Annotated in this window: 11 protein-coding genes and 2 tRNA genes; 4 read left to right on the top strand and 9 right to left on the bottom strand. The window is 56.9% G+C overall.

Annotated features, from left to right (window positions below; genetic code table 11):
* Window positions 1–75: 75 nt before the first annotated feature.
* Window positions 76–160 (top strand) — tRNA-Tyr (locus KCR01S_RS06600).
* 36 nt (window positions 161–196) lie between these two features.
* Window positions 197–281 (top strand) — tRNA-Tyr (locus KCR01S_RS06595).
* Window positions 282–382: 101 nt separating this feature from the next.
* Here KCR01S_RS06595 and KCR01S_RS06590 read toward each other — a convergent pair.
* The 6 genes from KCR01S_RS06590 to KCR01S_RS06565 all read right to left on the bottom strand — a co-directional run bounded on the left by KCR01S_RS06590 (window position 383) and on the right by KCR01S_RS06565 (window position 9,264).
* Complete coding sequence (locus tag KCR01S_RS06590) at window positions 383–652, bottom strand: hypothetical protein (RefSeq protein ID WP_061281363.1); 270 nt, start codon at window positions 650–652, stop codon at window positions 383–385.
* Between the two features lie 164 nt (window positions 653–816).
* Entirely contained in the window at window positions 817–1,494 is a 678-nt protein-coding gene (gene narI / locus KCR01S_RS06585; RefSeq protein WP_061281361.1) for a respiratory nitrate reductase subunit gamma, read from the bottom strand.
* Window positions 1,494–2,204 (bottom strand): nitrate reductase molybdenum cofactor assembly chaperone, encoded by a 711-nt coding sequence (narJ, locus tag KCR01S_RS06580; RefSeq protein WP_061281359.1) that lies wholly within the window; start codon window positions 2,202–2,204, stop codon window positions 1,494–1,496. The genes narI and narJ overlap by 1 nt, the downstream gene beginning before the upstream one ends.
* Window positions 2,201–3,739: a nitrate reductase subunit beta gene (narH, locus tag KCR01S_RS06575; protein ID WP_061281357.1), complete on the bottom strand. Its 1,539-nt coding sequence runs from the start codon at window positions 3,737–3,739 to the stop codon at window positions 2,201–2,203. The genes narJ and narH overlap by 4 nt, the downstream gene beginning before the upstream one ends.
* Window positions 3,736–7,479, bottom strand: a complete 3,744-nt coding sequence (locus tag KCR01S_RS06570; protein ID WP_061281355.1) for a nitrate reductase subunit alpha — start codon at window positions 7,477–7,479, stop codon at window positions 3,736–3,738. Before KCR01S_RS06570 ends, narH begins: the two co-directional genes overlap by 4 nt.
* A 393-nt stretch (window positions 7,480–7,872) precedes the next feature.
* Window positions 7,873–9,264 carry a NarK family nitrate/nitrite MFS transporter gene (locus KCR01S_RS06565; RefSeq protein ID WP_061281353.1) on the bottom strand — a complete coding sequence of 464 codons (1,392 nt, stop codon included), beginning with the start codon at window positions 9,262–9,264 and terminating at the stop codon, window positions 7,873–7,875.
* Window positions 9,265–9,575: 311 nt separating this feature from the next.
* Here KCR01S_RS06565 and narX point away from each other — a divergent pair, with 311 nt between their 5' ends.
* Both narX and narL read left to right on the top strand, forming a co-directional pair.
* Window positions 9,576–11,375: a nitrate/nitrite two-component system sensor histidine kinase NarX gene (gene narX / locus KCR01S_RS06560; protein WP_061281351.1), complete on the top strand. Its 1,800-nt coding sequence runs from the start codon at window positions 9,576–9,578 to the stop codon at window positions 11,373–11,375.
* Window positions 11,368–12,018, top strand: coding sequence for a two-component system response regulator NarL (gene narL, locus KCR01S_RS06555; protein WP_052284392.1), 651 nt, complete (start codon window positions 11,368–11,370; stop codon window positions 12,016–12,018). The genes narX and narL overlap by 8 nt, the downstream gene beginning before the upstream one ends.
* A gap of 45 nt (window positions 12,019–12,063) precedes the next feature.
* On the opposite strand, the gene KCR01S_RS06550 is transcribed toward narL, so the two are convergent.
* From KCR01S_RS06550 to nirB, 3 genes are all read right to left on the bottom strand, one after another.
* Entirely contained in the window at window positions 12,064–13,410 is a 1,347-nt protein-coding gene (locus tag KCR01S_RS06550; protein ID WP_156478751.1) for a YchO/YchP family invasin, read from the bottom strand.
* Window positions 13,411–13,572: 162 nt separating this feature from the next.
* Window positions 13,573–16,179, bottom strand: a complete 2,607-nt coding sequence (locus tag KCR01S_RS06545; protein ID WP_061281349.1) for a nitrate reductase — start codon at window positions 16,177–16,179, stop codon at window positions 13,573–13,575.
* On the bottom strand, window positions 16,176–20,240 hold the full coding sequence (gene nirB / locus KCR01S_RS06540) for a nitrite reductase large subunit NirB (RefSeq protein WP_072277108.1): 4,065 nt from the start codon (window positions 20,238–20,240) through the stop codon (window positions 16,176–16,178). Before nirB ends, KCR01S_RS06545 begins: the two co-directional genes overlap by 4 nt.
* Window positions 20,241–20,246 lie beyond the last annotated feature (6 nt).

Below are 20,246 nucleotides of genomic sequence, written 5' to 3'. Positions count from 1 at the left end.
CGGCGCGTCATTTGATATGATGCGCCCCGCTTCCCGAGTAAGGGAGCAGGCCAGTAAAACCAAGCAATGCCCCGTGGTGGGGTTCCCGAGCGGCCAAAGGGAGCAGACTGTAAATCTGCCGTCATCGACTTCGAAGGTTCGAATCCTTCCCCCACCACCATCTCCTCAAGCGTTACCGACAATTTGAATTACCCCTGGTGGGGTTCCCGAGCGGCCAAAGGGAGCAGACTGTAAATCTGCCGTCATCGACTTCGAAGGTTCGAATCCTTCCCCCACCACCATCACTTCAGAAAGCACATCACTCCAATCGATACGCATTACCTCATATTCTGCCCATGCGGGAAGGATGAGAAGCGTTGACCAAGGTTCGATTCGAGTGGGGTCAGGTCGCACTAGCGGCGCGCCACTGCTTCACCATTTCGGCTGTCACCTCACGGCTATAGCAAATGGGTGAATATCCCCCTTTCCGGCTCCAGGCGCTTCGTCCGCCGCAGGCGCGGCCATTACGCATGGCATTAAACGGGCATGGGCAATTTCCAGGATAGGCTGCAATTGACTCTTCAATGATGCGCTGCTTAATTTGATTCTCCGAAATACCCGCGCTTTTCGCCTGGCTGGTTACGCTGAGAAAGCCCCCCAGCAACGCGCACATAAGAATAAATACCGTTCTTAACGCCACAACACATCCTGAATAGCAAAATAAAGACCCGTATTAAATACAACGCCGCTCCCTGAGGTTTTGATTCGACACAATATTTTCTCTCACCCATAAAAAAAACCCTGCCGAAGCAGGGTTTAGCTCAACGCCATCACCTCTTAGTGACGCGCGCGTACAATCTGGTATTTACGGGTCAGATATTCGACCGGCACGCTCCAGATGTGAACCAGACGCGAGAACGGGAACAGCAGGAACAGCGTCATCCCGAGCACCAGGTGCATACGGAAAATAAACGCCACGCCATCCAGATACTGAGATGCGCCGCCGTGGAACGTCACCACGGACTGAGCCCAGTTCACCAGTTTCATCATTTCGCTACCGTCCATATGCTGGGCGGAGAATGGGATCGTCAACAGACCCAGTGCGCACTGGATAACCAGAATCGACAGCACCAGAATATCGGCACCGGTGGTGGTTGCACGCACGCGAGGGCTGAACAGACGACGCTTCAGCAACAGCACGCCGCCGACGAGGCACATCACGCCGGACGCGCCGCCCGCGAACATGGCCATCTTCTGTTTCACTTCCAGCGGCAGCCACGCTTCATACATCCAGTGCGGGGTCAGCATCCCCAGGAAGTGGCCGGCGAAAATCCCCAGAATCCCGATATGGAACAGGTTAGACGCCAGGTTCATCCCTTTACGATCCAGCATCTGGCTGGATGCGGCGCGCCAGGTGTACTGGCCATAGTCGTAGCGCAGCCAGCTGCCAATCAGGAAGACAGAACCCGCAATGTACGGATAGATGTCGAAGAAGAACATATTCAGGAAGTGCATTATTGCTGTCCTCCGTTAGAGATATTCAAATATTGCGGGGCAACGGCTCCGGCAAAACGACGCTGGTGATTGCTGATTTCTGACTCACCGCAGCCCTGGTCGGCAAAGAATTTCACCTGCTCTTCTTCCCAGACCGCATCCAGCGCTTGTGGCGTATCATCACGGGCTTCGTCCGCAATTTTTTCCGCCACTTTCGCTTCGTCAACCGCGCTATTCGCCAGTTTCAGCAGCTGTTCGAACAGCACCGCATAGGCGCTTTCACGCTGCTGCAAACGAGCACAAAGCAATGCCAGAATCGGCGCGATATCCTGCAAGCCGCCAATCGCCTCGCTCTCTGGCAGCTGCGCCAGATATTCCAGATACAGCGGCAGGTGATCCGGCAGCTCGCGGCTGTCGAGCTCCAGACCGTGCTGCTCGTACTGATTCAGCAGATCCACCATCGCCTGACCGCGGTCGCGGGATTCACCGTGCACATGTTCGAACAGCAGCAGCGATGTTGCGCGGCCACGGTCAAACAGTTCGCTGTACGCGGCCTGAGCATCCAGCGGATCCTGCGCGGTTAAATCGCGCAGGAAGATGCCCAGAGCCTGGGCATCCGCTTTATCCAGTTTCTCTGACGAGGACAGAGCATCGAAGAGTTCACCTTGATGCTGCCACAAGGCAGCATCCGGGTACTCAAGCAAACGAGATACCACCACGAGTTCGATCATGCGTGCGGCTCCGTTTTGCTGCTCACATCCACCGAGTCAATACGACGGCTGTTGAACAGATTGAACTTGGTGTCGGAACCGTGGCAGCCATCGCCAAAGCTAAAGCCACAACCGTTTTTCTCCGGGAACGCTTCACGAGCCTGTTCGCGGTGGCTGCTTGGAACCACGAAACGATCTTCGTAGTTAGCAATCGCCAGGTAGCGATACATTTCCTGCGCCTGGGCTTCGGTCAGACCGACCTCTTCCAGCGCGCGGGTATCGATAACGCCATCAACGGTTTCCGTACGTTTAAAGTGACGCATTGCCAGCATACGTTTCAGCGCCAGCAGCACCGGCTGGGTGTCACCTGCGGTCAGCAGATTGGCCAGGTACTGAACCGGGATACGCAGACTTTCTACGTCTGGCAGAATACCGTTGCTGCCCAGTTCACCCGCATCGGCCGCAGACTGAATTGGCGACAGCGGTGGTACGTACCACACCATCGGCAGCGTACGGTATTCCGGGTGCAGCGGCAGCGCCAGCTTCCAATCCATCGCCATTTTGTAAACCGGCGATTTTTGGGCTGCATCGATAACGCTCAGTGGAATGCCATCTTTCTGCGCCTGTTCAATGACTTTCGGATCGTTCGGATCGAGGAACACATCCAACTGACGCTGGTACAGGTCTTTCTCGTTCTCAGTACTCGCTGCAGTCTCAATCGCGTCTGCGTCATACAGCAGCACGCCAAGGTAACGAATACGACCTACGCAGGTCTCGGAGCACACGGTCGGCTGACCCGCTTCGATACGCGGGTAGCAGAAGATGCACTTCTCAGACTTGCCGCTCTTCCAGTTGAAGTAGATTTTTTTGTACGGGCAGCCGGTGATACACATACGCCAGCCGCGGCACTTATCCTGATCGATAAGAACGATACCGTCCTCTTCACGCTTATAGATAGCACCGCTCGGGCAGGTGGCCACACACGCCGGGTTAAGGCAGTGCTCGCACAGGCGCGGCATGTACATCATGAAGGTGTTTTCGAACTGGCCGTACATCGCCTTCTGCATATTTTCGAAGTTCTTGTCTTTCGACAGCTTCTCAAACTCACCGCCCAGATCGTCTTCCCAGTTCGGACCTTTGGTAATTTTGTCCATCCGCTTGCCGGTAATCAGCGAGCGTGGGCGGGCAATCGGCTGCGCTTTGCTATCAGCCGGCGCGTTATGCAGCGTCTGATAGTCAAAATCAAACGGCTCATAGTAGTCATCCAGGCCCGGCAGATGCGGGTTCGCGAAGATTTTACCCAGCAGCAGCGCTTTGTTACCCATGCGCGGCACCAGTTTGCCGTTGATCTTACGGATCCAACCACCCTTCCATTTTTCCTGGTTTTCCCAATCGGTCGGGAAACCGGTACCTGGCTTGGTTTCTACGTTGTTGAACCACGCGTACTCGGTGCCTTCACGGCTGGTCCAGACGTTTTTACAGGTGACTGAACAGGTGTGACAGCCGATGCATTTATCGAGATTCAGCACCATGCCGACTTGTGAACGAATTTTCATTTTACGCTCTCCTGTACCTGGTCATTGCCTTCGCCATCCAGCCAGTTAATGTTCTTCATCTTACGTACCACCACGAACTCATCACGGTTGGAACCTACGGTGCCGTAGTAGTTAAAACCGTAGGCCAGGTGTGCATAGCCACCGATCATATGGGTCGGTTTCGGCGTAATGCGGGTCACCGAGTTATGGATACCACCGCGTTGACCGGTAATTTCAGAACCCGGCAGGTTAACGATACGTTCCTGCGCGTGGTACATCATGGTCATCCCGGCCGGTACGCGCTGGCTGACTACCGCACGTGCGGTGAGCGCACCGTTGTTGTTGAAGACTTCAATCCAGTCGTTATCTTCAATACCAATCTCTTTGGCATCCTCTTCGCTCATCCATACCACCGGACCGCCGCGACCCAATGTCAGCATCAGCAGGTTGTCGCTGTAGGTGGAGTGAATGCCCCATTTCTGGTGCGGCGTCAGGAAGTTCAGCGCCTTCTCTGGGTTGCCGTTAGATTTTTTACCCATCACCTCTTTCACCGAACGGGTGTCGATCGGTGGACGGTAAACCAGCAGGCTTTCGCCGAAGTCGCGCATCCACTGGTGGTCCTGATACAGGGACTGACGACCAGACAGCGTACGCCACGGGATCAGCTCATGGACGTTGGTATAACCTGCGTTGTAGGAAACGTGTTCGTCTTCCAGACCAGACCAGGTTGGGCTGGAGATAATCTTGCGCGGCTGCGCCTGAATATCACGGAAGCGAATTTTCTCGTCTTCTTTATTGAGCGCCAGATGCGTGTGGTCACGACCGGTAAACTCACTCAGCGCCGCCCAAGCTTTCACCGCCACCTGGCCGTTTGTTTCCGGCGCCAGGGTGAGGATCATCTCCGCTGCATCAATCGCCGTATCCAGCATCGGCTGACCTTTCGCCGGGCCTTCTGCCTTGGTGTAGTTGAGCTTACGCAGCAGATCCATTTCGCTCTGGGTGTTCCAGGCAATCCCTTTACCGCCGTTACCGATTTTTTCCATCAGTGGGCCAATGGAGGTAAAGCGCTCGTAGGTCGCCGGGTAATCACGTTCCACCGGAATGATGTGCGGTGCGGTTTTACCTGGGATCAGGTCGCATTCGCCTTTTTTCCAGTCCTTCACGTCTAACGGCTGCGCCAGCTCAGCGGCGGAGTCGTGCTGGATTGGCAGCGTGACCACATCGGTTTCTTTGCCGAGGTGGCCAACGCACACTTCGGAGAATTTCTTGGCGATACCTTTGTAGATTTCCCAGTCGCTTTTCGATTCCCATGCAGGGTCAACGGCGGCGGACAGCGGGTGAATAAACGGATGCATATCCGAGGTATTCATGTCGTCTTTTTCGTACCAGGTCGCCGTTGGCAGCACGATGTCAGAGTAGAGACAGGTGCTCGACAGACGGAAGTCCAGCGTGACCACCAGATCCAGTTTGCCGTCGAGACCGTTATCCTGCCATTCCACTTCTTCAGGCTTCAGGCCGCCCTGTTTGCCCAGATCCAGCCCCTGAATGCCGTGCTCGGTACCCAGCAGGTACTTCAGCATGTATTCGTGGCCTTTACCGGAAGAGCCCAGCAGGTTAGAACGCCAGATAAACAGGTTACGCGGGTGGTTTTTACCGTTTTCCGGCTGCTCAGCCGCAAAGCGAATAGTGCCTTCTTTCAGCGCCTTCACGGTGTAGTCCACCGGCGTCATACCGGCTTTCTTCGCCTCGTCAGCGATACGCAGTGGGTTGGTACCTAACTGCGGTGCAGACGGCAGCCAGCCCATACGTTCTGCACGAACGTTAAAGTCCAGCAGATGGCCGGTGTAGCGGGATTTATCCGCCAGCGGTGACAGCAGTTCCTGCGCGGTAACGGACTCGTAGCGCCATTGGCTGGAGTGGTTATAGAAGTAGGAAGTACTGTTCATATGACGTGCCGGACGCTGCCAGTCGAGGGCAAACGCCAGCGGCTGCCAGCCGGTCTGTGGACGCAGTTTTTCCTGGCCCACATAGTGGGCCCAACCGCCGCCGCTCTGACCGACGCAACCGCAGAACATCAGCATGTTGATAAGACCGCGATAGTTCATATCGAGGTGATACCAGTGGTTCAGGCCGGCACCCACGATGATCATTGAACGGCCGTGCGTTTTATCTGCGTTATCAGCGAATTCACGGGCGGTGCGAATAATCTGCGCACGTGGAACACCGGTAATTTTCTCAGCCCAGGCTGGAGTGTACGCTTTCACGTCATCGTAGCTGGTCGCACAGTTTTCATCATTCAAGCCGCGATCCAGACCGTAGTTCGCCATGGTCAGGTCGTACACGGTGGTCACCAGCGCGGTGCTACCATCGGCCAACTGCAGGCGTTTTACCGGCAGTTTGTGCAGCAGAATGTTTTCCAGCTCAACGCTGGTGAAGTGTTCGGTGCCTTCACCGCCAAAATACGGGAAGCCCACCTGCGCGATATCATCCTGGCTGCCGAGCAGGCTAAGCTGCAGTTCGGTCTCTTCGCCGGATTTACCGTCGCGCTGTTCCAGGTTCCACTTCCCTTTTTCGCCCCAGCGGAAGCCGATGGACCCGTTTGGAGCCACCATGTCGCCATGGGTGTTGACCGCAACGGTTTTCCATTCAGGGTTATTTTCCTGGCCCAGAGAATCCACAAGGTCTGCGGCACGCAGCATACGCCCAGCGGCGTAGTAGCCTTCACGCTCTTCAAGCATCACCAGCATTGGCATGTCGGTGTAGCGACGCACATAGTCGGTGAAGTATTGGCTTGGTTTGTCGAGGTGGAACTCGCGCAGCATCACGTGGCCCATCGCCAGCGCCATCGCCGCATCGGTACCCTGCTTCGGTGCCAGCCACAGATCGCACAGCTTGGCAATTTCGGCGTAGTCCGGCGTGATAGCCACGGTCTTGGTACCTTTGTAGCGAACTTCAGTGAAGAAGTGCGCATCCGGGGTACGGGTCTGCGGAACGTTGGAGCCCCATGCGATGATGTAGCTGGAGTTGTACCAGTCTGCGGATTCCGGAACGTCGGTCTGTTCGCCCCAGGTCTGCGGAGACGCTGGCGGTAAGTCACAGTACCAGTCGTAGAAGCTCAGGCAGGTACCGCCAATCAGCGACAGATAACGCGCGCCGGAAGCGTAGGAGACCATCGACATCGCCGGAATCGGCGAGAAGCCAGCCACACGGTCCGGGCCGTAGGTTTTCACGGTATACACGTTAGATGCTGCAATCAGTTCGTTCACTTCCTGCCAGGAAGAACGAACGAAGCCGCCGCGACCACGCGCTTGTTTAAAGCTTTTCGCCTTATCGGCATCTTCAATAATGGACGCCCATGCATCAACCGGATCGCTGTGCAGCGTTTTCGCTTCACGCCACATTTTCATCAGGCGTTTACGCATCAGCGGGTATTTTAAACGGTTGGCGCTATAGAGGTACCAGGAATAGCTTGCACCGCGCGGGCAGCCGCGTGGTTCGTGATTTGGCAGATCTGGGCGGGTACGCGGGTAGTCTGTCTGCTGGGTTTCCCAGGTGACCAGACCATTTTTGACATAAATTTTCCAGCTGCAGGAACCGGTGCAGTTAACGCCGTGCGTAGAGCGAACGACCTTATCATGCTGCCAGCGCTGGCGGTATCCATCTTCCCAATCCCGGTTGGTATCTAGAATCTGTCCGTGCCCATCGGCAAATGTTTCGCCCTTCTGTTTAAAGTAGCGAAACCGGTCCAGGAATTTACTCATCGGGTCTCTCCTGTTTGGAGCCTTACGGCTCTCTGATAAGTCGACATTGCTGAATTTGCAGCGAAGGTAACGCGCTGAAACATGTAGGGAATTGATAACGATCAAGGTGGCTTTGCTTTATTACTGCCGCCAAAAACACAAATACCACCTTGGTGGTAGTTATTTTTATTTTTTAACACACTGTAAATTAAGGTTTTTTATTAAAAATTAAATATTACAAGCTGTAAAAAACGGCGCTGTCGGTATTAAGGGGTAGAGACTTTTTATCTCCTGCAAAACCATTGCGGGCACGATGCTAACGGGATAAAAAATATCACCAGTATGTTGTAACTAAGTAGCGATAAAAATAAAGGCGCGAACCCTCGCGCCTTTATTCACAAATAACACTTCAGGTTATTTCTTCGCTTTACGTCCGTAAACGGCCCACGTCACAACGACGCAGACAATATAGAACACAAGGAATATTTTCATTGCGCCAGCCGGGGAGCCGGTCATTTCCAGCGAAATACCGAACGATTTCGGAATGAAGAAACCGCCAACCGCGCCAATCGCAGAGATAAAGCCCAACGCCGCCGCCGTATCCGTTGCCGCTTCACGCTGAGCATGTTCTTCGCTGCCACCCTGCGCTTTCACGCGATCCATGGTCAATTTCCGGAAGATAACGGAGATCATCTGGAAGGTGGATGCGCTACCCAGCCCGGCCGTCACGAACAGGCCCATGAACACCGTAAAGAATGCCACGAAGTTTCCGCCCTGGCCGTTGGTTGGCAGAGTCAGGAACAACAGTGCCGAGAAAATAGCCATCGCGATGAAGTTTATCAGCGTCACGCGAGTCCCGCCCAGACGATCGGAAATACCGCCTCCGAGAGAACGCGCCAGCGCACCGATGAACGGGCCGAAGAAGGCAAAGTGCAGAATATTGATATCCGGGAACTGGGTTTTCGACAGCATGGCAAAGCCCGCAGAGAAACCGATGAACGAGCCGAAGGTCGCCAGATAAAGCACCGCCATAATCCACAGGTGGCCACGTTTGAGCACCGGCAACTGCTCACTCAGTGACGCTTTAGAAGCGGACAGATCATTCATGCCAAACCAAGCTGCCAGCGTGAAGAAAATCAGGAACGGTACCCAGATCCACGCGGCATTTTCTACGAACAAGACAGAGCCGTCTGCCTGTTCAACACCTTTGCCGCCGAAAATAGCGAAAATGGACATGCCGATGGCCAATGGTGCAACCAGCTGCATCACGCTCACGCCCATATTGCCCAGACCGCCATTCAGACCCAACGCGCTACCCTGCTTCGCTTTCGGGAAGAAGAAGCTGATGTTAGCCATACTAGAGGCAAAATTCGCGCCAGCGAAACCGCACAGTAACGCAATAACCACAAAGACGCTAAACGGCGTGGTAGGATCTTGCACCGCAATACCGAGCCACACGCACGGAATAATCATTATCCCGGTACTGAATGCCGTCCAGCGGCGTCCGCCAAAAATCGGCACCATAAATGCGTAAGGAACTCGCAGGAGTGCCCCTGATAAGCCCGGCAATGCGGTCAGCATAAAGAGCTGGTCGGTGGTAAACTGGAAGCCTACTTTGGGTAAGTTGACAGCAACGGCACTGAACAACATCCAAACGCAAAATGCCAGCAACAAACATGGTACTGAAATCCACAGGTTCCGGCTCGCGACGCGGTGACCGCGCTCTTGCCAGAACGCCGGATCTTCCGGACGCCAGTCGGTAATGACAGCGCCGGTTGCCCTTTCGGGGGCAGTGGAGTGACTCATAGACACCTCTGATTATTAATATCAACCCCTGCCACATTAGGGTTTACACCGCGCGGTAAGTTGATATAAATCAAAGGAAAAGTTGGCTATATCTCGCTCAAAAAAACAGCATCATCCTTAGTGGGTAGTTTTTTACACCTAAAAAAACCTGTTTTATCACGTGGCTGTTATGCTGCTACCCCATCCTCTCCCGCACGTTGACTATTATGGAAATAAAGGGGTAACTCTTTAGGGGTATGGGTATACTCCAGGCGATAGTCGAAAATAACGCCACTCGCCGGAGAGTCTTCCGCCAGGAGCCACATCGAATAATGTTTAAACGTTTTTTTACACCACTCACGCTAGTGAATCAACTGGCGCTGATCGTACTGCTGTCTACCCTTATCGGGGTGGCGAGTATGATGATTTCCGCACGCCTGATCAATGGCGTTCAGGGCAGTGCGCACGCCATTAACCAGGCGGGTTCCCTGCGCATGCAGAGCTATCGCCTGCTGGCGGCAATTCCGGTGAAAGAGAGCGATCAAGCGCTGTTTGATGAAATGCAGCGTACCGTATTTAGCCCCGAACTGCAGCTCGCCGCCGAGCGCGACGGGCAGGTCAAACAGTTGGCCTCACTGCAACAATATTGGCTTAATTACCTGGCACCGGACATTCGCAGTGCGCAAAGCCAGTTGGCGGTGGTCAATGATCTAACCGGCTTCGTCGACCGCATCAACCAACTGGTGACCGTTTTCGATCACACGACCGAAGAACGCATTGCCCACGTGGTCTGGATGCACCGGCTGATGGCCGTGTTCATGGCGCTGCTATTTATCTTCACCGTCTTCTGGCTCCGCACCCGTCTGCTCCATCCGTGGCGTCAACTGTTGCGTATGGCGGAAGCCATCAGTCATCGCGATTTTACCTATCGCGCGCAAATCAGCGGCCGCAATGAGATGGCGACGCTGGGTATGGCGCTGAATAACATGTCCGCCGAGCTGGCGGAAAGCTACGCCTCACTGGAAAAACGGGTGCAGGAGAAAACCGCCGGGCTTGAGCAAAAGAATGCCATTCTCTCCTTCTTATGGCAGGCCAACCGCCGCCTGCACGCCAGCGTACCGCTGTGCGAACGTATCTCCCCGGTTCTGAACGGCCTGCAGGAACTCACGCCGCTGCGCGAAATTGAGGTGCGGGTTTACGATATTGAAGACGAAGAAAACCATCAGGAGTTTAGCTGCCATTCCGGCTGGGAGTGCGATGACAAAGGCTGTTATCTGTGCCCACGTGATATTGATATGTCGGCCCCGGACGGCGTCACGCTGAAATGGCGCCTGACCGATCCGCGCAACCAATACGGCATTCTCCTCGCCACCCTTCCGCACGGTCGCGAGCTCAGCCACGATCAGCAGCAGTTGGTTGATACCCTGCTGGAGCAGTTAACGTCCACGCTGGCGCTGGATAAACAGCTTGAACGCCAGCAGCAGCTAATCGTCATGGAAGAGCGAGCAACCATTGCCCGCGAGCTGCACGACTCCATCGCCCAATCGCTATCCTGCATGAAAATGCAGATCAGTTGCCTGCAGATGATGCAAAACGAGCAGTCTTCTCCGGAGAGCCGCGAACTGCTGGGCCAGGTGCGCACTGAGCTGAACACCTCCTGGGCACAGCTGCGGGAACTGCTGACCACTTTCCGCCTGAAATTAACCGAGTCCGGGCTCCGCCCCGCGCTGGAGTCCAGTTGCAAAGAGTACAGCAACCATTTTGGCTTCCCGGTACAGCTTGATTACCAGCTCCCGCCACGCTACGTGCCTTCACATCAGGCGATTCACGTTCTGCAAATCGCCCGCGAAGCGCTGAGTAATGCGTTAAAGCACTCGCAGGCAACCGAAGTGAAAGTCAGCGTCACTCAGCATGGCAACCAGGTCAAAATGGTGGTGGAAGATAACGGCTGCGGCGTCCCGCAGCATGCTGAACGCAGTAATCACTATGGCCTTATTATTATGCGTGACCGCGCGCAGAGCCTGCGCGGCGATTGCCAGGTTCGACGCCGTGAAACCGGCGGTACTGAAGTCGCGGTTACGTTTGTCCCCGAAAAATCGCTTTCAACTCCCCAAGGAGAAATCCATGAGTAATCAGGAACGGGCTACTATCCTGCTAATCGACGATCATCCCATGCTGCGCACCGGCGTAAAACAGCTGGTCAGTATGGCATCGGATATTCAGGTCGTGGGCGAAGCCAGCAACGGTGAGCAAGGTATTGAGCTGGCAGAAGCGCTCGATCCAGACCTGATCCTGCTTGACCTCAACATGCCCGGCATGAACGGCCTGGAAACGCTCGACAAGCTGCGTGAGAAATCGCTCTCCGGCCGCGTCGTGGTCTTTAGCGTGTCAAACCATGAAGAAGATGTCGTCACGGCCCTCAAGCGCGGTGCCGATGGCTATCTGTTAAAAGACATGGAGCCAGAAGACCTGCTGAAAGCCCTGCAACAGGCCGCTGCGGGTGAAATGGTATTGAGCGAAGCATTAACGCCGGTATTAGCCGCCAGCCTGCGCGCCAACCGCGCCACCTCTGACCGCGATATCAACCAGCTCACCCCACGCGAGCGCGATATCCTGAAGCTTATCGCTCAAGGGCTGCCAAACAAGATGATTGCCCGACGTCTCGATATCACGGAAAGCACCGTGAAGGTTCACGTCAAGCATATGCTGAAGAAAATGAAGTTGAAATCCCGCGTCGAAGCGGCGGTTTGGGTCCATCAGGATCGTATTTTCTAAACCGCCGCCGCTTAATTGTCGTGACAGGAACTCCGTCACGCACAATTAAGGTGTCATCCCCGGCCAGCCGTAGTTCATCGGCGCAAAGCTGACGACCGGCTCGGTCAATGCCAGCGTGATCTCATTCGAGGTGACGCGCTGGCCCTTCTTATCTTCCACAATCACCGACAGATGCCAGGTATTGCTGGCCCCTTCGCTGTAATCCCAGGCAGGCATGATAATGCTCCAGCCGTCGGTGCCATTATTGGAGGCCGGTGGCGTCAGGCTCAGCGCCGTGGTATCCCCCTGCCACGTCAGCGACTTCACGCCGTACTCATCACGCACCTGCAGCTTCAGCTCTACCGTCTCAGAACCGGTCAGATTCCACGGCGGCGTCGCCAGGTACACCGTCAGGCTCTTACGCTGGCGATACTCCATCACCGGCAGATTATTTCGTTCCGGCGCATCGTAGCGGCTGCCGCGCAGCGTGCGCGTTTGCGCGACTTCATCAGCAGCCAACTGTTTTTTCAGCGGCACACCAAACCGGTAGTTCACCTTCATCCCCAGATTATTCTGGTTAACGCCGCTCTCCCCCTGCTTGTGCTGGGCGCTAAAGGTGAGCAGCGGCACCGGGGTATAATTCAGCCCCAGCGAGACCGCTACCGGGTTATGGTAGCCGGTACCGGTGCGAAACAGATCGACGCTATCGCCGAAATACTGCTCGACGCTCAGGCTGGTGTTGATGTGGTTATAGGCGGGGATCCACGCCTGCGCAGTCAGATCATAGCCGCGTGCCATACGCTGCTGCAGCGTAGTACCCGTATTTTGCCACTCGCGTAGCGGATGATAATAGTTAGCGGAAAACCGCAGATTTTCACCCCAGGCCTCCGCGCCAATACCACCACGGTTGAGGTTCTCATCGAGCAAACTGTCGTAAAAGGTGTTGTAGCCCAACAGCCAATGTCCGGCGACCCAACGCTGCCCAACGCCGAGATTTCCCACCAGGCCGTCATCCTGCTGGGTAACGCCAAGCTGGCTCCAGGTCAGGTAGCGGGTGTTGTCCTGAATAGGAATAAACCAGCTACCGTGGCTACCGGTCAGCTTCCCTTGTTCATCGACGAGCATCTGAATATTGGTATTGCCCCACGGCGACAGCCAGCTTTCAAGCTGTTGGTTCATCTGGCCGTTGATCCGCTCCTGAAGCTGGGTCAGCGCAAACAGCCGCGCCTGTTCGCCGGTATCAAGGCCGTTGTCGGTCATGCTCGCTTCGCCGAAGGATTTCACCATCTCCGCCAGCTGTTTTTCCGCATCATGATTTTCTGGCGCAATACTGAGATCCGGTAACGTATCGAAGGGATGTTCCGCCTCTTCAATAAACGACTGCCGCGCCCGTGCGCTGCCGCTAGCCAGCATCACCAATACCAAACATGACGAGTAAAAACGCAACGCAACCACCACAACCTCATAGCCAATGCAAAAAGAGGGCCGGAAGTCGCCGACCCTAACCTTTTTAGTTTAGCCTTTTTAGCCGCCTCCTTCAGCCTTCGCGCCGCATTCCAGGAATAGACTGAATGGTTATGGAATCATCACCTTCCGCTCGGTGCAGGCCAGCAGTGCTTTCAGCTCAGGAATGCACGAGCCGCAGTTGGTGCCGCACTTCAGCGTGCGCCCCAGTTCAGCCACCGTCGAACAGCCTTGCTTTTCAATGGCTTCGGCGATGGTTTTTTCACCGATACTGAAACAGCTGCAAACAATTTTCCCGACCTCAGGACGCGCCAGATCCCGGCCGCTGAGCAGTCCATGACGTTCAATCAGTGTCTGCGGTGCGACGTTAAACGCCGCTTCAATAAGCGCGGGGTCAAGCGCCGGCAGCGTGCGGCTGCTCCAGAATCCCAGCATCAGTTTTCCCTGCTCCCACGCCAGCAGATGCCATGTGTCCCCCAGACTGGCAAGCTGAATCTGCCAGTGATGGCGCTGACACCAGGCTAGCAGTTCCGCCTGGATCGTCCGTTCGCCGCAAACCGTCAAATGATGCAACCCTGCCGCAGCTTTACGCCACCAGTGCACATGCGGCGGTAACGTCACCGGCGTACGGGAGTACAACTCGCCCTGCCAGCGCGGTTGCCACGGTGCAATACGTACTGCCGTCTGTTTGCTCTCCGGCTGTCCGGAATCCGGGTCGACGACCGCCGCGACCAGGCTATTAATTTTTCCCTGCCGCGCAAAGCAGTCATTCCAGTGCATCGGTGTGAACAGCGATCCAGGACGCTGGCTGTCGGTCACCACAACGCGCACGACCATCACCCCACTGAGTGAACTGATCCGCGCCAGCGCACCGGTTTGCAGGTTGAAGCGACCGGCATCCTGCGGGGCTATCTCAACAATGGGCTGGGCGATATGCTGCATTAACCGCGGTACATCACCAGTACGGGTCATGGTATGCCACTGGTCGCGAATGCGGCCACTGTTCAAAATGAGCGGATAAAGCGGCTCAGGTCGCGCCTGCATCGCCCGCGGCGTAACCGGCACCATGCGCAGCCGCCCGTCGCTGCGCCAACCGCGTTGCCAATCCCACGGTTTTTCGCTGCGACTCACCGGCCAGCGTACCGGCTCCAGCGCATCCCACTCTTCGCGCGTCAGCGCTGACAGCCCGCTGATATCAAACGCCCGCTGGCCGTCGTTCTCATAACCGGAAAGCGCGGCGTGTTCACTGAACACTTCATGCGGGTGCTGCCAGTTAAAAGCAGCGGCAAAACCGAGCTGTTTTGCCACTTCGGCGATGATCCACCAGTCTGCTTTTGCCTCACCAGGGGCCGGTAAAAACGCCCGCTGGCGGGAGATCCGCCGTTCGGAGTTGGTGACGGTACCATTTTTTTCTCCCCATCCCAGCGCGGGGAAGCGAATGTGGGCATAGCGCGATGTTTCAGTCTCAGCCGTCACTTCAGAGACAATGACCAGCGGGCACGCCGCCAGCGCCTGACTCACCGCATGGCTATCCGGTAGCGACACCGCCGGATTGGTGCCCATAATCCATACCGCTTTCACTTCGCCGCGCCCGATGGCGGAAAATAAGTCCACCGCCATAAGCCCTGGCGTCTGCGCCAGCCGTTCTGTCCCCCAAAAGCGCGCGACTCGCGCGAGATCCGCCGGTTCAAAATTCATATGCGCCGCCAGCATAGTCGCCAGGCCACCGACTTCCCGCCCCCCCATCGCATTGGGCTGTCCGGTCAGCGAAAAGGGTCCGCAGCCGGCACGACCAAATTTACCGCTCGCCAAATGGACGTTAATAATGGCGTTGCATTTATCGCTCCCGCTGGAAGACTGGTTAATGCCCATGGTGTAAAGAGTGATGGCGCGCGGTGCGGCGAGAAAGCGCTGGTAAAACGCCTGAACTTCGGCGGCGGGCAGGCCGCAAAAATCCGCGACTGCGGCTACCGTCCAGCCAGCCGCCTTCTCCAACGCGATGGCAGCATCGGCAAAATCCGCGTTCACCTTATCGGTTTCCGCTATCGCCTGGAGCAGACCGACGAATAAGCCCGCATCCGTACCTGGCGCAATCGCCAGATGCTGATCCGCAATATCGCAGGTGGCCGTTCGCCGCGGGTCGATCACCACCACATTCATCTGTGGATTGTCCCGCTTTGCCTGAACCAGTCGTTGATACAGCACCGGATGAGCCCAGGCCGCGTTGGAACCCACCAGCACCACCAGATCGCTATGCTCGACATCTTCATAGCTGCACGGCACCACATCCGCACCAAACGCCCGCTTGTAGCCGGTCACCGCGGAGGACATGCACAGCCGCGAATTGGTATCGATATTCCCTGCGCCGATAAATCCTTTCATGAGCTTATTGGCCGCGTAGTAATCTTCCGTTAATAGCTGGCCGGAGGCGTAAAACGCCACCGCCTGCGGGCCGTGTTCGGCAATAATCGCCCGCAGGCGCTCACCCGCTGCATTCAACGCCTGCGGCCAGCCGACGGTTTCCCCATCAAGCTGAGGGTGCAGCAATCGCCCAGCGAGCCCGGTGGTTTCCGCAAGCGATGCCCCTTTCACGCACAGTCGGCCAAAGTTGGCCGGATGCGCCTCATCGCCCTGCACGCTCACTACCCCATCGCTTACGGTTGCCCGCACCCCGCAGCCAACACCGCAATATGGGCAGGTGGTTTGGGTTTGCATCATGATGCCTCCGCACGCATCACCAGCGCCTGGTTACCCACCCACACTTTGCCGTCTTCAATTTTGACCGGCCACGCTCGCACCATGGGCTCGCCGCTCTCGCATGAGCGCCCATCGCGCAGACGAATGCGCTGTTTATACAGCGGGGAGATAACCATCGGCTCACCGCCGGCATCCCCCAGCAAGCCACGCGAGAGCACGTTGGCCTGGCTGCCCGGCTCCTGGTTATCCAGCGCATAGACTTTATCATTCAAGCGGAACAGCGCGATTTGCATCTCCCCGAGACGGGCACCAATGCCCGCCTGCGCCGGAATTGCCTCGACGGCGCAGACGGCCTGCCACGGTTTGTTGCTGGCTGCCAGCACAGGCAGTTCCGCCACGGGCGCAAGCTGCAATTGGCCGCGTACCGGCTGGCGAGCCACGGCTTCATCCGGGCTATCGCTATTCACAAACGAGCGGAACAGCGCCAAACGCTGCGGGTCGTTGAGGGTGGTTTGCCATTCACACTGGTAGCTGTCGATGACGCGCGCCATCTCCTGCTCCAGCTCTTCGCCAATCCCCAGTGAATCATCGAGGATCACGCTTTTGAGGTAATCGAGCCCGCCTTCGAGATTGTCCATCCAGGTACTGGTGCGCTGGAGGCGATCGGCAGTGCGAATATAAAACATCAGGAAACGGTCGATGGTACGCAGCAAGGCGGCATCGTCGAGATCGCTGGCAAACAGATCCGCATGGCGCGGTTTCATCCCACCGTTACCGCATAAATAGAGATTCCATCCCTTATCCGTGGCGATCACCCCGACATCTTTGCTTTGTGCTTCGGCGCATTCCCGGGTGCAGCCGGAGACCGCCATTTTGATTTTATGCGGCGCGCGCAGCCCCTTATAGCGGTGTTCAAGCGTCACCGCCAGCCCGGTCGAATCCTGTACGCCGTAGCGGCACCAGGTGGAGCCGACGCAGGATTTCACCGTCCGCAGCGACTTACCGTACGCATGGCCGGTTTCAAACCCCGCCGCCAACAGCTCACGCCAGATATCCGGCAACTGTTCCAGCCGCGCGCCAAAAAGATCGATGCGCTGCCCGCCGGTGATTTTACTGTACAACGCGTACCGTTTGGCGATATGACCAATCGCGATCAGCCCGTCCGGTGTCACTTCTCCCGCCGGCATCCTTGGCACAATCGAGTAGGTTCCGTCCTTCTGAATATTGGCGAAATAGCGATCGTTGGTGTCCTGCAGCGGTAAGTGCGCCGGTTTGAGCAGGTATTCATTCCAGCACGACGCCAGTACTGAGCCCACCAGCGGTTTACAGATCTCGCAGCCGTCACCGTGACCATAGCGCTGAATCAGTTGTTCGAAGGTATGAATGCGGTTGACCCGCACCAGGTGATAAATCTCCTGCCGCGAATACGGGAAATGCTCACAAATGTCCTTTTTCACCTCAACGCCCTGCTGCGCAAGCTGGTATTCCATCACCTGTTTCACCAGCGCACTACAGCCGCCGCAGCCAGTCGCCGCTTTGGTACAGCTTTTGATGGCGCCGATGCTGCTTGCCCCTGCGCTGACCGCCTGACAAATATCGCCTTTACTGACGTTATGACACGAGCAAATCTGCGCACTGTCCGGCAAAGCCGCCACGCCCAAGGCTTTCGGGGCGGAACCTTCCAGCGCTGGCAGGATCAGCGACTCAGGGCGTGATGGCAGCGCTATCTCGTTCAGCATCATCTGTAAAAGCGTGGCGTAATCGCTGGCGTCGCCCACCAGCACGCCGCCCAATAGCTGTTTGCCATCGGCGCTAACCACGATTTTTTTATAGACCTGTTCCGGGCCATGGATCCACTGATAGCTCTGGCTGCCAGCGGTACGCCCTTGGGCATCGCCAAAGGAAGCCACATCAACGCCCAACAGCTTGAGTTTGGTGCTCATGTCCGCGCCGGTAAATGCGCACGCCTCGCCGGCGAGCACTCCCGCGGCGACCCGTGCCATCTGGTAGCCCGGGGCCACCAGGCCGTAAATTTTGTTGTCCCACAGGGCGCATTCGCCGATCGCGTATATATCCGCAGCGGAAGTCCGACATTGGTTGTCCACCGCGATACCGCCGCGTTCGCCAAGACGGATACCGGCGCTGCGGGCTAGCGCGTCCTGAGGGCGGATCCCGGCCGAGAACACCACCATATCGGTTTCCAGACTGCTGCCGTCGGCAAAGTTCAGCATCAGCCCATCGGCCATTGGCGTGATGGCGGTCGTGGCTTTGCTGGTATGCACGCCCACGCCTAATTCCACGATCTTCTCGCGCAGCATCGCGGCGCCGCCGTTATCGAGCTGAACGGCCATCAGGTTTGGCGCGAACTCCACCACCGCAGTCGACAATCCCAGTTGGCGCAGCGCATTCGCCGCTTCCAGCCCCAGCAGACCGCCACCGATGACAACGCCGCGAGTGGCCGTTTTTGCCCGCGCGGCTATGGCATCTAAATCATCCAGAGTGCGGTAAACAAAGCAATCCGGCAGATCGTTACCGGGGATCGGCGGAACAAACGGATACGATCCGGTGGCAAGTACCAGTTTATCCCAATGCAGCTCATGGCCTTCTGCATCGCGAATAACACGCGACTCGATGTCTATGCCGGTCACCGCCTGCGACAAACGTAGCTCGATACCGTGCTCGGCAAAAAAATCCCCCGCCACCAGCGACAGGGAGTCGGCGCTACGCCCGGCGAAATACTCAGATAAATGCACCCGGTCGTAGGCCGCGTAGCGTTCTTCGCCAAACACCACTATCTGGTACTGCTGATGCAGGTTACGGCTGACGCATTGCTCAAGAAAATGGTGGCCGACCATACCGTGCCCCACCAGCGCTAATGTTGGTTTTGTCATTGTTTGCGTTCCTGCAGCCGATGGCTGCGTCGTGAATTGGTCGAAGATCCAACCCGCTTGTGCAGGCTGCGTGGTATGCAGTAAATCGGTGAACGTCGCGGCGCTGGCGCAATCGCCAAACAACAGCACGCCCGCCAGTTGCCCATGGCGCACGAGCAGGCGGCGATAGTGTCCAGTGACAGGATCCAGCGAACACCAGCTTTCGTCCTCCGGGGTAGCCTGGATGCGCCCAGCGCTGAAGAGATCGATGCCGGTGACTTTCAGCCGTGTGCCGCTGTCCTGCCAGTGAAAGTCCTCACCGCCGTTGTCCGCAAGACGCGCCGCCAGCACGTCCGCCTGTTGCATGCAGGGCGCAACCAGGCCAAAGGTTTGGCCATCGATTTCACAACACTCACCGATGGCGCTCACCCCAGGTACCGCCGTCGCCAACCGGCGGTTGACGATAATGCCGCGCTGGCAGGCGAGTCCGGCGCTTTGCGCCAGCGTGATATTTGGCCGCACGCCGGTGGCCATCACGACTCGCGCGGCCGGTATTTCACGCCCATCGCTGAGCAGCACCGCCTGCGGTGTCACCCGTTCAACACCGGCATTGAGCGCACAGGAAATTCCCCGCTCCGCCAGACGCTGTGCCAACAGCGCACCGGCCTGTTCATCCAGCTGTTGCTCCATCAACCGATCGCCGCGATGAATTAAAGTGACGTTGTCACCTAATCGCCGTAGCGCGGCGGCGGCTTCAACGCCTAACACGCCGCCGCCAATCACCACCGTATCGCCTGCAAGCGCGAGGATGGCATCAACATCTTTGATACTGCGAAAAGCCTGGACGTGCGGCAGGTCGATGCCGGCTAAAGGGGGTAAAAAGGCCGTCGAACCACAGGCAAAGACCAACTCATCCCATGCCAGCTCACGCTGGGTGGTGCGCACCCTGCGCGCCGTGGTATCCACCATCAGCGCCGTTTCACCGCAGCATAGGGTGATACCGTGTTCGGCATACCACTGCGCCGGGTGCAACAGCGTCTGTGCAAAAGCCTTTTCACCACCGAGTACCGGCGACAGCTGAATGCGGTTATAGGCCGGATGCGGCTCATCGCCGATAATGGTTATCGCAAACGCGCCGGGCGCGGTAGCCACCAGCGTTTCCGCCAGCCGGGTTGCCGCCATGCCATTGCCGATGATCACCAGTTGCCGCATAGCCCC

This window comes from Kluyvera cryocrescens NBRC 102467, from assembly GCF_001571285.1.
Classification (GTDB): Bacteria; Pseudomonadota; Gammaproteobacteria; order Enterobacterales; family Enterobacteriaceae; genus Kluyvera; species Kluyvera cryocrescens.
This window is presented reverse-complemented; position numbering and strand designations above follow the sequence as displayed.